This window comes from Rhodococcus huquni (assembly GCF_055231055.1).
The window spans coordinates 199593-213111 of the sequence record NZ_JBUYWE010000007.1; the positions used below are offsets into that span (position 1 = coordinate 199593).

The window sequence follows — 13519 nt, forward strand, 5'->3', positions numbered from 1 at the left end:
CGAAGACGTTTCGATCACTTCGGAGACCGTCGATGGAATACGCCGACCGCACCGCAGCCGGACGCGCGCTGTGTGACTCGCTCACCCATCTGCGCCGCCCGGAGACGGTGGTGCTGGCACTCCCCCGAGGAGGCGTCCCCGTCGCCTACGAGGTGGCAGTCGCGCTCGACGCCCCACTCGACATCGTGGTGGTCCGAAAACTCGGACTGCCATGGCAGCCGGAGCTGGCGATGGGTGCGATCGGAGAAAGCGGAACCACGGTCACCAACGAGGACGTCGTGCACGGAGCGCACGTCACCCCGCTGACGATGCGGACCGTCGTCGCGCAGGAGAGCCGTGAACTCGAGCGCCGAGCTCGCGTCCTGAGGCAGGGTCGTCCTCGTATCGATCTCCACCAGCGCACGGCCCTTCTCGTCGACGACGGCATGGCGACGGGTGCCACCGTCGCAGTCGCCTGCCACACGGTTCGCACACTCGGCGCATCCAGGGTCGTGGTGGCGGTCCCTGTCGCCTGCCCCGAGGCGATACGCCGAGTACAGGTCGTCGCGGACGAGGTCGTATGTCCGTGGATACCGGGCGATCTCGGCGGAGTGGGCGCTGCTTACGTCGACTTCCATCAGCTGTCGGACGACGAGGTGCGAGCCTTTCTGTAGCCGAACTGCAACGTTTCGCGGCGCACGGGCGATACATCCCCCAGAGCACGAAGTACTGCACTTGGAGGATCCCGTGACCACCTCACTGGAACGACCGGAAGCACTCGCCGACCACCGGCGCAGCCTGGCGCTGTGCATCATCGAATCCGTTCAGTCGCACCACGGCCGGGACGACGTCGGTGTGGTGGACAGGTACCTCGCCTATCGGCGCGCGCGTCAGGCGGAGCTCATGCCCTACGGCGAGCCGGTCACCGACGGCGCACGTGCGCTACTCCGGACCTTCGAGGAAGCCGGCAGTTCCGACCAGTGGGCCGGCAAGGTCGCCAGCTACAAGCGGCGTTATTCGGCAACGGGTGCGCCCATCGAGGCCCGCCACATCCAGCAAGCTGCGGCGCTGCTCTACGACCGGCGTATCGACAGCATTTCGGATCTGTTCGATGCAGCCCGCGACCAGGCCAAGCTCGAGCAGTTGCACGATGCCTGGACCGAGGTCTGCGGCGACGAGGACGACGACACCTGGACGAGCTTTCTGACGCTCGCGGGGATCGGGCTGTCACGCCAGACGGTGCAGACCACCGCCGGCTGACCTCGAACTCTCCGGCTCCGGACGCTGCCCTTTCCCTGCCCCGGATCCCATTTCCGCAGGTCGCCCCGAAAATCACCCAAATCGGACAACGATGGTGGTGCGGAAACGCTCCGGATGTGATCGAATGCACATCCGTTGTATTTCAGAGGATGGGGTTACAGTGCGTGAATTCTCGGTACCGCAGTCGTTCTCGATTCCGGAGGACGCCTCTATGGCGGACACCGTGTTTCGGCACGCGAGCGAGGACCCGAACTTCGTTCCGTTTCAGCGTTTACAGGGTTCGACATGGGTGAACGTCACGGCTTCGGAGTTCGCCGGGCAGGTATCCGCGGTTGCGAAGGGTCTTATCGCCACCGGCGTCGAACTCGGTGACCGAGTCGCCATTCTTTCGGCCACCCGCTACGAATGGGTCGTTCTCGACTACGCCATCTGGACTGTGGGCGGCTGCACCGTGGCGATCTACGAGACGTCCTCCCCCGACCAGGCGCAGTGGATTCTCGAGGACTCGGCCACGTCGCTACTCGTCGTCGAGAAGCAGTCACATGCCGACGACTTGAAGACGGTCACGGAGAACGCGGCGGCGTTGCGCGAGGTTCTGCAGATCGAGTCCGGTGCCATCGAGGACCTCACCGCTCGGGGCTCGGCCATCACGGACGAGCAGTTGCACGAACGGCGCCACCGGGTGCGAGCGACCTCGGCGGCCACGCTCATCTACACCTCCGGCACCACCGGACGCCCCAAGGGCGTGCAGCTGACCCACGCGAATTTCTACGCAGAGTCCGCTGCCGTGAAATTGGCTCTGAGCGACGCGATGTACGCGGGACGACGGACCCTCATGTTCCTCCCACTCGCCCACGTGTTCGCCCGCGCCATCTCCTTCGGTGCGTTCGACGCCAAGGTGACCGTCGGCCACACCTCGGATCTGACCACGTTGCTCGACCAGTTCGCCGAGTTCAAGCCCAACTTCATCCTGTCGGTTCCGCGTGTGTTCGAGAAGGTCTACAACTCGGCTAAGCAAAAGGCGTACGACGGCGGCAAGGGCAGCATCTTCGAGAAGGCTTCGGCCACCGCGATCGCCTGGAGCGAGGCGCAGGACACCGGCGGGGCCGGGTTGGGCCTCAAGCTCAAGCACGCCGTCTTCGACAAGCTCGTCTACTCGAAGCTCCGCACCGCGCTCGGTGGCGAATGCGATCGCGCCGTCTCCGGCGGCGCCGCCCTCGGCAGCCGTCTCGGACACTTCTTCCGTGGCGTCGGAATCCCCGTGTACGAGGGCTACGGTCTCACCGAGACCAGCGCGGCAGTCTCCGTGAACACGACCACCAGTCAGAAGATCGGCTCGGTGGGCAAGCCCATCGACGGCCACTCGGCCAAGATCGCCGAGGACGGTGAACTGCTCGTCAAGGGCCCCGTGGTGTTCGACGGCTACTGGCACAACGAACAGGCCACCGCCGATTCCATCCGGGACGGTTGGTTCCACACCGGTGACCTCGGGGCGATCGACGAAGAAGGCTTCATCTCCATCACCGGTCGCAAGAAGGAGATCATCGTGACCGCCGGCGGCAAGAACGTCGCACCGGCCGTCATCGAAGACGCGATCCGCGCGCATCCTCTCGTCAGTCAGTGCCTGGTGGTCGGAGACGCGAAGCCTTTCATCGGCGCGCTCATCACCCTCGACGAGGAGACGCTTCCCGGCTGGAAGGAGCGGAACAACGTTCCGGCCGACACTGCGATCGCCGACCTCGTCAAGAACCCCGACCTCGTCGCGGAAATCGACACCGCGGTCAGCGAGGGCAACAAGAAGGTGTCCAGCGCCGAGCAGATCAAGAAGTATCGGATTCTGACTGTCGACTTCACCCAGGAGACCGGCGAGCTGACCCCGACGATGAAGCTCAAGCGCAACATCATCCACAAGGAGCACGGCGCCGAAATCGAGGCCATCTACTCCTGACGCTCTGCCACCGCCCACCGACGAAGATGCGTCGGTGGGCGGTGGCAGAATCGCCCCATGTTCCTACTCGACGACACGATCGTCTACAGCGCCGGCGATCTCACCGCGGCGGCGGCGTGCGAGTTCGGACTGCTGCGTCGTCTCGATGCGTCACTCGGTCGCATCAAGGCATCTCGTGTCGAGGACGATCCGATGCTCACCCGAACCTCCGGGCTCGGCAGCGCCCATGAGCGCAAGCACCTGGACGCACTCCGTGACCGCTTCGGCGGCGGTGTCGTCGAGATGGATCGTCCGGAGCACAGCCGCCGCGGACTGCTCGCGGCGGACGCTGCCACCGTGGATGCACTGCGCGCCGGTGCGGACGTGGTCTACCAGGGCACGTTCTTCGATGGACGGTTCCTGGGGTTCTGCGACTTCCTCGTACGCGAGGGCGACACGGTAGCGGTGTACGACACCAAGCTGTCCAGGCATGCACGCGTGCCCGCGCTCCTACAGTTGGCCGCCTACGCCAATGCGCTCGCCGGAAACGGCATCGCCACATCGCCCGAGGTCCATCTCCTGCTCGGCGACGGCACTGCCACCAGCCACTCACTCGGCGACATCACGCCGGTGTTCGGCGCGCGGCGGGCGGCACTGGAACACATTCTGGACACTCACCACAGCGAAGACGGACCCGCGGAGTGGGGCGATCCGCGCTACGGCGCCTGCGGTCGCTGCGACACCTGCGCTCCCGAGTTGGAGAAGCACCGCGACCTCCTACTGGTGGCAGGGATGCGCAACATCGCGCGATCGCGCCTAGTCGCCGGCGGGATCACCACCATCGACCAGCTGGCCACGCACACGGGCAAGGTCGAGGGAGTTCACGACCGCACACTGACGAGCCTGCGAGATCAGGCCACTGTCCAGTTGCAGCAGGAACAGTCCGGCCGAGCGGAGTATCGCGTCCACTCCCCCGAGGCGCTGTCCGCAATTCCTGCGCCGAGCGACGGCGACATCTTCTTCGACTTCGAAGGCGATCCGTTGTGGACGGAGGACGGCGACGCGGACTGGGGCCTCGAGTACCTGTTCGGCGTGGTCGAAGGCACTGCTGATCGGTTCACGTTCAAGCCTTTCTGGGCACACGACCGCCGCGCGGAACGCACCGCACTCCTCGACTTCCTCGATTACGTCACCGAACGCCGTCGCCAGTACCCGGACATGCACGTCTACCACTACGCGGCCTACGAGAAGTCCGCGCTCCTACGCCTGGCCGGACGGCACGGCGTAGGCGAAGACATCGTCGACAATCTTTTGCGCGACAACGTACTCGTCGACCTGTATCCGGTGGTTCGCAGCTCACTCCGTATCGGCGAGCGTTCGTACAGCATCAAGAAGCTCGAGCCCCTCTACATGGGCGACCACGGCCGAGACGGTGACGTCACCAACGCGGCGGCGTCCGTCGTGGCCTACGCCGACTATTGCGAACTGCGCGACAGTGGTAGATCCGAGGAAGCAGCCGCCCTGCTCCAGGGCATCGCCGACTACAACGAGTACGACTGCGAGTCGACCCTCCTGCTCCGCAACTGGCTACTCGAGCGCGCTGTCGAACACTCCGTGACGCCGAGGTCCGGTGGCCAGGAATCGCTCGCCGTCGTCGAACCGCCCTCGCCGACCGAAGACTCTCTTCGCGAGTTCGCCTTCGGGACCGAAGGCACTGCCGACGACCGGCGGGCCGCCGCTCTACTTGCCGCAGCGGTCGGCTATCACAAACGTGAACGAAAGCCGTTCTGGTGGGCGCACTTCGACCGGCTCGATGCGTCCGCAGACCTGTCCGACGTTCGCGACGTGCTCCTGGTCGGCTCTGCGAGGGTGGACAAGGAATGGCACAAGAGCACGCCGCGCCAGAAGAAGCAGCGCAGGCATTCGACCTTGATCGGGCGCTTCGGAACGGGCAGCACCGTAAGTAAGGGCACCACGGTGTTCAGCCTGTACGACACTCCTGCGCCGGACGCAGTGGCGGGCGAGCACTCTCACCTCCGGGGCTCGTGCCGAGCAACGGTCATCGCCGTCGGAAAAGACGAGATGCGCCGGGACGTCGTGCAGATCGAAGAGTTGTTGGACGGCGACGAATACCTGGACTTCCCGATCGCAATTGCACCGGGCCCGCCGATCACCACCGACCGCATCGAGTCCTCGATTCTCGACGCCGCCAAGCAGGCCGCCGACTCGTTGCCGGCTCTCCCCCGCACTGCCGCGGTCGACATTCTGCGCCGCATCGATCCGCGAACCTCGAGCGGCGCGACCCTACCGCGGCCCGAGGGCATCGACTACGCCTCGGCCATCACCGCGGCGATCCTCGATCTCGACAACTCCTATGTCGCCGTTCAAGGCCCACCCGGCACCGGCAAGACGTTCACCGGCGCGCGGGTGGTCAAGGCACTCGTCGAGAAGCACTGTTGGAGAATCGGTGTCGTCGCACAATCACACTCGGTGATCGAGAACATGCTGGGCGCCGTCGTCAAGGCCGGAGTGTCCAAGGATCTGGTGGCGAAGAAGGACGGCCGAGGCCGCGTCACACCGTGGACCGAGATCGATTCCAAGGACTATCCGGCCTTCCTCGACAGGTCCGCAGACACCGGCTGCGTCATCGGCGGCACTGCATGGGATTTCGCCAACACCGACCGGGTACCGCCCGGCTCCCTCGACCTCCTCGTCATCGACGAGGCCGGTCAGTTCGCACTGGCCAACACCATTGCGGTGAGCGGATCCGCACGCAATCTCCTCCTGCTCGGTGACCCGCAGCAACTGCCGCAGGTCAGTCAGGGCACACACCCCGAGCCTGTCGACGAATCCGCACTGGGATGGTTGGCTGCCGGGCACGGTGCGCTGCCGCCCGAACGCGGATACTTCCTCGAACGCACCTGGCGTATGCACCCGGACCTGTGCGCGCCCGTATCCGTCCTTTCATACGACGGTCGGCTACAGGCTCAGGATTCCGTGTCCGGAGCGCGGTCGCTCACCGGAACTGCTCCTGGTGTGCACACCGTGTTCGTGGAACATCGCGGAAACTCGACCCAGTCTCCCGAAGAAGCGGACGAGATCACCACGACGGTCACCAAACTTCTCGGGCTGCGCTGGTCGGATCCACACGAGAAGATCGTCGATCACCCGATCGGCGTCGAAGACATCCTCGTGGTGGCCCCGTACAACGCCCAGGTTGCGCTCATCGAGCGTCGCCTCACCGCTGCCGGACTCGTCGGCGTGGAGGTGGGAACTGTCGACAAGTTCCAGGGCCGCGAAGCTCCTGTCGTCATCGTGTCCATGACAGCATCCGCGATCGAGGACGTGCCACGCGGAATGTCGTTTCTGTTGTCGCGGAACCGACTCAACGTTGCTGTGTCCCGGGCGAAGTGGGCGGCGTTCGTGATTCGATCCACTGCCCTCACCCAGTACGTCCCGAGCACACCCGAGGGTTTGATGGAACTCGGCGCGTTCATGCGGCTGACGGCTCCGGTCGATCGAGGTCGGCTCAACCGAAGTTGAGTCCTTCGCCCCGGTAGGTGGGAACAGTCGAGTGCGATCCGTCGGAGTCGACCAGGTGCAGAATGTTGAAACGTTCGCACAGCTCACCGGCTTTCGCGTGCCGGAACCAGACCCGATCACCGATCTCCAGATCGCCGGCAGGTCCGCCGGTGACAGGCGTCTGAACCTCGCCGGCACCTTCGTTTCGCAGCAACTTCAGTCCGCGGGGCCAGGTCGGTGAAGGCACGCGCGTCTTGCCGGCGGGGCCGGACGCGATGTAGCCACCACCGAACAGGGTGACGATCTTCGGTGTCGGCTTACGAACTGCAGACAGCGCGAAGAACAACGCGGGGCGCGGAGTGAAGGCGCGGTATCTGTCGAACAGTGTCGGCGTATAGAGGCCGGATCCGGCAGTCACCTCGGTGACGTCGGGATGCGCGGAGCTCACCTCGAGAGAGCCGGTTCCACCACTGTTGACGATTTCCAGGTCTCCGACGACCGACCGCACTGCCGCCACGACGGCACCACGGCGCGTGGACAGTTCGTCGACAGATGCCCGCTTCATCCACTCGACCGGGCGTGAGGTGTCGGGGAGGCCTGCGATCTGCGCTTCGTAGAACATCACCCCGGCAACCATGAAGTTCAGCGCGCGAGCCTTCTGCGCCAGCGCGGAGACGGCGTCCGGATCACGAAGCGGGGAACGTCGTACGCCGATATGGATGGGCCCTACTCGCAGCGAGGAGTCGACATCGATGCACACGCGCACACCGGTGACTTCGGCACCGGCGGCCGCGCGGACAACGTCGAGGTGGGTGGGCGAGTCGATCATCAGAGTGATGCGCTCGCGAAGAGACCGATCGCCGGCCAGTTCCGCGATGGCCGCGCGGTCCGTCGTGGGATAGCCCATCAAGACGTCCTCGGCGCCGGCTCGCGCCAACCAGATTGCTTCGCGCAGCGAATACGCCATGATCCCGCGAAAGCCGTCGGCCTCGGTGAGACCTTCTCCCAGTGCGATCTCGAGAACGGCTCTGCATCGAACCGATTTGCTCGCCACCCGGACCGGTGTGCCGCCCGCGCGCCGCACCAGATCAGCGGCGTTGGCGCGGAGCGTGGTCAAGTCCAGGGCCGCCAATGGCGGATCGAACGTCTGCGTTGCTGCCGTCAGTCGGTCGAGTGTCGGGCTCACGTGATTCCAATCGTCGCTGATCCACGCCAGTCAATCATCGAATTGGACGATTGTCCAGGTTGTCGAATCAGTCGGCCGTAGCCTTGTCCGCGATCACTCGAACCAGATCGTCGAGGGCCGCGATCATCGCTTCACCGTCGCGGTCCACCAGCCACCGAAGCACGAGCCCGTCCAGTATCGCCAGCGCGAATCGCGCCACCGCTGCCAGTGGTTCGGTCCAACGCACCCCGGTCATACGTGCGCACTCCTCGAAGAAGTGAACAGCCTCTTCGTCCATGATCTGGTACTGCTCGTTGGCGATGTCACCGGCATGTTCCGCTCCACCCGCCTTGTGCCGCAGGGACAGAGCGGTGATCTCGTAGGTGAGCAACTGACGGTCAGGGGTCTCCTCGAGAATCGGCCACATCGCACTCAGCCCGATGTGCAGCAGTTCACGAAGTCCGCTGACACCGACCAATTCGGGGGCATGACGCACCTGCCCGAAGGCCATTCTCATCGACTCGCTCAGCTGCAGGACCAGCGCCTGTCCCATTGCCGCGAGCAACGCTTCCTTGCTCTCGAAGCAATAGTGCACGACCCCGAGGGACACACCCGCTTCCTCCGCTACCGCCCGCACCGTGACCGAAGCAACTCCACGTTGTTCGGCGATCGCGAGGGCAGACTCCACCAACTGGGCCCGACGTTCGTCTGCAGGAAGCCTGTTCAGCATGTGTCGATCGTAGTTCGACAGAGTCCCCCGACCGTGCACATTTGCCTGGACGCTCGTCCAAGTTCATGATTGGACCCATGGCACTGGACACGTGGCGCAACTGGGCAGGCACTCAATCTGCCCATCCGCATCGATTCGAGACCCCCCAATCGGTGTCCGAACTGCAGAAGATCGTGCAGGACGCGGCCCGTCGCGGCCTGCACGTGAAGGCCGTCGGAGCTGGGCATTCGTTCACCGGAGTTGCAGTCACGGACGGCGTGCTGGTCGGCCTGGACGGTCTCACAGGCATCGAATCGGTGAATCTGATCGCCGACGGTGCGCACGTCACCGTTCTCGCAGGCACCCGCCTCCACGACCTGAACGAACTCTTGTGGCACCGCGGGCTGGCAATGACCAACCTCGGCGACATCGACGTGCAGTCGATCGCCGGCGCGATCTCCACCGGAACGCACGGGACCGGCGCCGGCTTCGGAGGGCTCGCCACCCAGGTCGTCGGACTGCAGATCGTGCTCTCCGATGGTTCGGTTGCGGACTGTTCGGCTACGGAGAACAGCGAACTGTTCGAGGCGGCCCGCCTCGGCCTCGGTGCCATCGGCATCCTGTCGAAGATCACGCTGCACTGCATTCCGCATTTCTCGATGACCGCCGTCGAAGCACCGGAATCACTCGACGAGACACTCATGCGACTCGCGGACGACCGCGAACTCGTCGATCACTTCGAGTTCTACTGGTTCCCGCACACCCGCCGCACGATGACGAAGCGCAACACGCGAAGGCCACGGAACACTCCGAACACGCCGACCCATCCAGCGCGGTCGTACATCGAGGACGAACTCCTCAGCAACGTGGTCTTCGAAGGCGTCAATCGAATCTCCACCCTCGTGCCTTCCGTGATTCCGCAGATCAACCGCATCACTTCTCGTGCGCTGACCCGGCGCGAGTTCACCGACCGCAGCTATCGCGTGTTCGCCTCTCCCCGGCGGGTCAGATTCCGCGAGATGGAATACGCGATCCCCGCCGATACAGTGGAGGCCACTCTCACCGAGATCGACAAGTGGGTCACCGATTCCGGATTCACCGTCGCGTTTCCCGTTGAGGTCCGCTTCGCTGCCGCAGACGACGTCTGGCTGTCCACCGCCAACGGCCGCGACACGGCATACATCGCGGTGCACCAGTATCACCGGCGCGAGCATCAGCCGTACTTCGATGCGGTCGAGCAGATCGCGCGCGCGGTGGACGGGCGCCCGCACTGGGGCAAGATGCACGGCCGCAACGCGGGCGATCTCCGATCCACGTATCGCCACTTCGACGACTTCGTGACGGTCCGAGACAAGTACGATCCGGACCGAATGTTCGACAACCCCTACTTGCAGCAGGTCCTCGGCCGCTAACGTGGCGGGGTGCGGATACTCGATCGACGAGGATTCCTGCACCTGACCGGTGCCGGGGCTCTGTCCATGCTCGCCGGTGTCGGCGTGGCCGGATGCGGCTCACCATCTGACCCGAAGGTCCCGCCGCTCCCCGGCGGTGGCCCATCCCCCGCCGAATTGTCCGACGGCGAAATCTGGCGAGTCGCGGGCGATCCCCTGCTGCGTGCCACCTTCGGCGGACCACTCGACGGTCTCCGCATCGCAGTCACGGACCTGTACGCGGTGGCGCAGCAACAGATCGGCGCCGGCAACCGGCAATGGCTGTCGGCCGCTCCCGTCGAGTCGGTGACCGCCGACGCTGTCTCTGCACTCCTGAATGCAGGCGCGGACCTGACCGGTCTCGCGCACACAGACGATCTCGGGTACGGCCACACCGGCACAGGAGGAAGCGCTACCGCACCACCCAATCCCACTGCGACGGGGCGGATTCCCGGCGGCTCGAGCTCGGGCGCGACCAGTGCAGTGTCCAGCGGCGTCGCGGACATCGCGCTGGGTGTCGACACCACCGGTTCGATACGAATACCCGCGTCCTACCAAGGTTTGTACGGGTTCGTTCCGTCCCGGGGTGCGATCTCGACTTCAGGATTGCTGGCACTGTCCTCCACGTTCGATCTTCCAGCCTGGGCGTGCCGCGATTTCGAGACACTGGAGCGGGTGTCCGACGTCCTGCTACCGAGCGGTCCGAGCGAATTCGACGGATCGTTCGTCACCTCCGACGGCCTCGGTGCGATCGCGGATGCCGAGGTGTCGGCCGCGCTCCGCACCGCGCTCGAGGATCCATCCTTCGAGGACATCACCAGGGCAGATCCCGATATCGGTTCGTTGCCGGACTGGTTCGACGCCGTCAGCGCAGTCCAGGGCTACGAGGCGCGGTCGGCTCACGGCGAGTTCGTCGCGACCGCATCGGCGACGCTGGGAGCCGAGGCGCGCGACAACTTCGCGGAGGCCGGCCGGGTCACCGAGTCCGCGTACGCGCGTCAGCTGAGCAGAATCGGCGAAGCTGCCGCGGCGATCGAGCGGTTCATGGGCGGTCGCATCCTCGTCATCCCCACGACGTCCTCTGCCGCACCGGAGCGAAGTGCCGACCTCGCTCTCCTTCGAGACACGGTCCTGCGCAATACGGGCATGCTGACTGCGATCTCGAGCATCGCCGGCTTACCGACCGCGACCGTGCCGTTGTCCGCGTCCGGCGGCCTGCCTGTCGGCCTCTCGCTGATCGCACCCTTCGGACTCGACCGAGTCCTACTGGCGGCGGTCCGAGAGATCGAATCAGAACGCGGCGAGTAGCTCGGCCTTTCGTGCGTCACTTGCGAAAGAAGCACGAATCGAATTGCGGGCAAGTAGGTCTCGCTCGGCATCGGTCAACTCGATACCCCCACGCAGCGCGTCGAAATTGTCGTCCACGTATCCGCCGAAGTAGGCGGGGTCGTCCGAGTTCACGGTGACGATCAGCCCTTCGTCCATCATCCGGCGCAGCGGGTGCTCCTCGATGGTGTCGAAAACTCGGAGCCGAACGTTCGACAGTGGGCACACCGTCAGAGGAATCTCCTCGTCCACGAGGCGCCGAACCAACTCCGGATCCTCGAGCGCACGAACTCCGTGGTCGATTCGTTCTGCCCCGAGGAGGTCGAGTGCCTGCCAGACGTATTCGGGTGGCCCTTCCTCACCAGCATGGGCAACGACGTGCAAACCCTCCGCGCGGGCACGCGCGAACACGTCCTCGAACAGGGAGGGCGGGTTGCCGACCTCTGCGGAGTCGAGCCCGATCCCGACGATCGGGGCGCTCATGGCGAGAAGACCCCCGAGCATGTCCGCGGCCTCGTGGACCGGCCGGTCTCGTAGCACCGCGGCGATGACATTGGTGCTGAGACCGAAGTCTCGCTCGCTGGATGCCACCGCATCCATCATTCCGTTCACGACGGTCTCGAGTGCCACTCCGCGCGCCATATGAGCTTGTGGATTGCAGAACACCTCCGCGTGCGCGACACCCGCTCGTGCCGCTCGTTCGAAGTACGCGCGGGTGAGGTCGGCGAAGTCCTGTTCCGTTCGCAGTACCTGCATGTTGGTGAAGTACAGGTCGAGAAACGACTGTAGGTCGGTGAACTCGTAACGCGACCGTAGATCGTCGATGTCCTTGTACGGCAGTGAGACTCGGTTCCGCTCCGCGAGTTCGAAGATCAACTCGGGTTCGAGCGACCCTTCGATGTGCATGTGCAACTCGGCGACGCGACGACTCATGCAACTGCCTTTCCCGAAGTGATCCGCACGAACCCCTCGCCGTCCACCGACGCGGAATCGCCCGTATGAAACCAACCACCGGTGAAACTGTCTGCAGTTTCCTTAGGCCGGTTCCAATAGCCGCGCGTCACGGCCGGACCGCGGCAGAGTAGTTCACCGAGCCCGTGCTCGGCGTCCGGCCCATACAGTGCCACCTCCATTCCGCCGTACGCAATTCCCACGGTGCCGACGTGAGCGACGCCGCACTCGTCGGGCAGTACGAAGCCGACACCGCAGGTTTCGGGGAGCCCCCAGGTCGCGAAATGTCTCGCGCCCGGGAAGGCTTCACGGAGGGTGGCGGCATCCTGCGCACCGAATCCGCTTCCGCTGTAGTCGATCAGTCGCACGGCGCGGCGTCCGAAATCGGTCACGTCGTGGGTCTCCAGTGCGGTCAGCAAGGTGCTCGGTGTCGCCGTCAGCACGTCGGCGCCGCTCGTCCACCACGCCTCGACTTCGGTGCTCGTGGTCAGAACGACCGTTCCACCGACCGCGAGAGTCGACAGCACCTCCACCGCAGATGCCACGGTCTGCAGGTCGGGATCGACCACCAGATTGCGAATCCCCGCATCCCCGAAAGCGCGTAAGTGCACGACGGACTCGATGCTCGACAGCAGATTCTCGTTGCTGAGTTCCACTCCCGTGGCCTCACCGGTGTCGACGGTGTATGCGAGCAGTGCCATCTCGTCGGGGGCCGCACCGTCGTCGATGAACGCGACGCCCTCCGGCAACTCTGCAGCGAGGGTCAGCACCGAGCCGCTGTCGGCCTCGACCAACTCGACCCGGTCCGCTCCCCATCCTGGGTCGACCATGACCGGCACCGCGCCTGCGAGCACCACCCCGAGAAATGTCTCCACCCAGCGCGCACCCACCGGCTGACAGACGGCGACACGATCCCCGATCTCGACGCCGTGCCCTTTGAGACCGCCGGCGAGATGCGCGGCGGATTGCCACAACTCCGCGTAGGTGATCGACTGCCCGCCCAGTTCCTCCACCGCCGTTCGATCCGAGAACCGGTGGACGGCGATGTCCAGGAGTTCCGACAGTGATGGTTCGAGGCCGCCGTATCGCAGCAGCCCGTCACGTCCGCGCACCATCCTGTCGTCGCGTAGAAATCGCCGACTACTCGGATACTCCACCAACGATGACGACATCTGCACCTCCGCTCTCGCGATCAGTACAGACGACTATATGGCGTGGATCACATTCCGTCTCAGATCGAGCCGTGCGCG

At 65.0% G+C, this 13519-nt stretch carries 10 protein-coding genes; 6 read left to right on the plus strand and 4 right to left on the minus strand.

Annotation, left to right across the window (positions count from 1 at the left end):
- The first annotated feature begins 32 nt into the window (after positions 1-32).
- The 4 genes from ACZI8R_RS14955 (at position 33) to ACZI8R_RS14970 (ending at position 6709) form a co-directional block, all read left to right on the plus strand.
- Positions 33-653 carry a phosphoribosyltransferase gene (locus tag ACZI8R_RS14955; RefSeq protein WP_463380422.1) on the plus strand — a complete coding sequence of 207 codons (621 nt, stop codon included), beginning with the start codon at positions 33-35 and terminating at the stop codon, positions 651-653.
- Between the two features lie 73 nt (positions 654-726).
- A complete protein-coding gene (locus ACZI8R_RS14960) occupies positions 727-1239 on the plus strand; it encodes a hypothetical protein (RefSeq protein WP_463380423.1) in 513 nt (170 codons plus the stop codon).
- Positions 1240-1399: 160 nt separating this feature from the next.
- A complete protein-coding gene (locus tag ACZI8R_RS14965; protein ID WP_463380424.1) occupies positions 1400-3187 on the plus strand; it encodes an AMP-dependent synthetase/ligase in 1788 nt (595 codons plus the stop codon).
- Between the two features lie 57 nt (positions 3188-3244).
- Positions 3245-6709: a TM0106 family RecB-like putative nuclease gene (locus ACZI8R_RS14970; protein ID WP_463380425.1), complete on the plus strand. Its 3465-nt coding sequence runs from the start codon at positions 3245-3247 to the stop codon at positions 6707-6709.
- On the opposite strand, the gene ACZI8R_RS14975 is transcribed toward ACZI8R_RS14970, so the two are convergent.
- Both ACZI8R_RS14975 and ACZI8R_RS14980 read right to left on the minus strand, forming a co-directional pair.
- On the minus strand, positions 6696-7874 hold the full coding sequence (locus ACZI8R_RS14975; protein WP_463380426.1) for an amino acid deaminase/aldolase: 1179 nt from the start codon (positions 7872-7874) through the stop codon (positions 6696-6698). The genes ACZI8R_RS14970 and ACZI8R_RS14975 overlap by 14 nt on opposite strands.
- A 67-nt stretch (positions 7875-7941) precedes the next feature.
- On the minus strand, positions 7942-8583 hold the full coding sequence (locus ACZI8R_RS14980; RefSeq protein ID WP_463380427.1) for a TetR/AcrR family transcriptional regulator: 642 nt from the start codon (positions 8581-8583) through the stop codon (positions 7942-7944).
- 77 nt (positions 8584-8660) lie between these two features.
- Between ACZI8R_RS14980 and ACZI8R_RS14985 the strand changes: the two genes are divergently transcribed.
- Entirely contained in the window at positions 8661-9974 is a 1314-nt protein-coding gene (locus ACZI8R_RS14985; RefSeq protein ID WP_463380428.1) for a D-arabinono-1,4-lactone oxidase, read from the plus strand.
- 9 nt (positions 9975-9983) lie between these two features.
- On the plus strand, positions 9984-11300 hold the full coding sequence (locus ACZI8R_RS14990; protein WP_463380429.1) for an amidase family protein: 1317 nt from the start codon (positions 9984-9986) through the stop codon (positions 11298-11300).
- Here the strand turns inward: ACZI8R_RS14990 and ACZI8R_RS14995 are convergent.
- Positions 11283-12251, minus strand: coding sequence for an adenosine deaminase (locus ACZI8R_RS14995; protein WP_463380430.1), 969 nt, complete (start codon positions 12249-12251; stop codon positions 11283-11285). The genes ACZI8R_RS14990 and ACZI8R_RS14995 overlap by 18 nt on opposite strands.
- Positions 12248-13441 carry a class I adenylate-forming enzyme family protein gene (locus tag ACZI8R_RS15000; protein WP_463380431.1) on the minus strand — a complete coding sequence of 398 codons (1194 nt, stop codon included), beginning with the start codon at positions 13439-13441 and terminating at the stop codon, positions 12248-12250. Before ACZI8R_RS15000 ends, ACZI8R_RS14995 begins: the two co-directional genes overlap by 4 nt.
- Positions 13442-13519 lie beyond the last annotated feature (78 nt).

Bases quoted from the DNA above. Each gene is read 5' to 3' on its own strand.
- ACZI8R_RS14955 (WP_463380422.1), top strand. From the start codon at position 33: ATGGAATACGCCGACCGCACCGCAGCCGGACGCGCGCTGTGTGACTCG.
- ACZI8R_RS14970 (WP_463380425.1), top strand. From the start codon at position 3,245: ATGTTCCTACTCGACGACACGATCGTCTACAGCGCCGGCGATCTCACC.
- ACZI8R_RS14980 (WP_463380427.1), bottom strand. From the start codon at position 8,583: ATGCTGAACAGGCTTCCTGCAGACGAACGTCGGGCCCAGTTGGTGGAG.
- ACZI8R_RS14985 (WP_463380428.1), top strand. From the start codon at position 8,661: ATGGCACTGGACACGTGGCGCAACTGGGCAGGCACTCAATCTGCCCAT.
- ACZI8R_RS14995 (WP_463380430.1), bottom strand. From the start codon at position 12,251: ATGAGTCGTCGCGTCGCCGAGTTGCACATGCACATCGAAGGGTCGCTC.
- ACZI8R_RS15000 (WP_463380431.1), bottom strand. From the start codon at position 13,441: ATGTCGTCATCGTTGGTGGAGTATCCGAGTAGTCGGCGATTTCTACGC.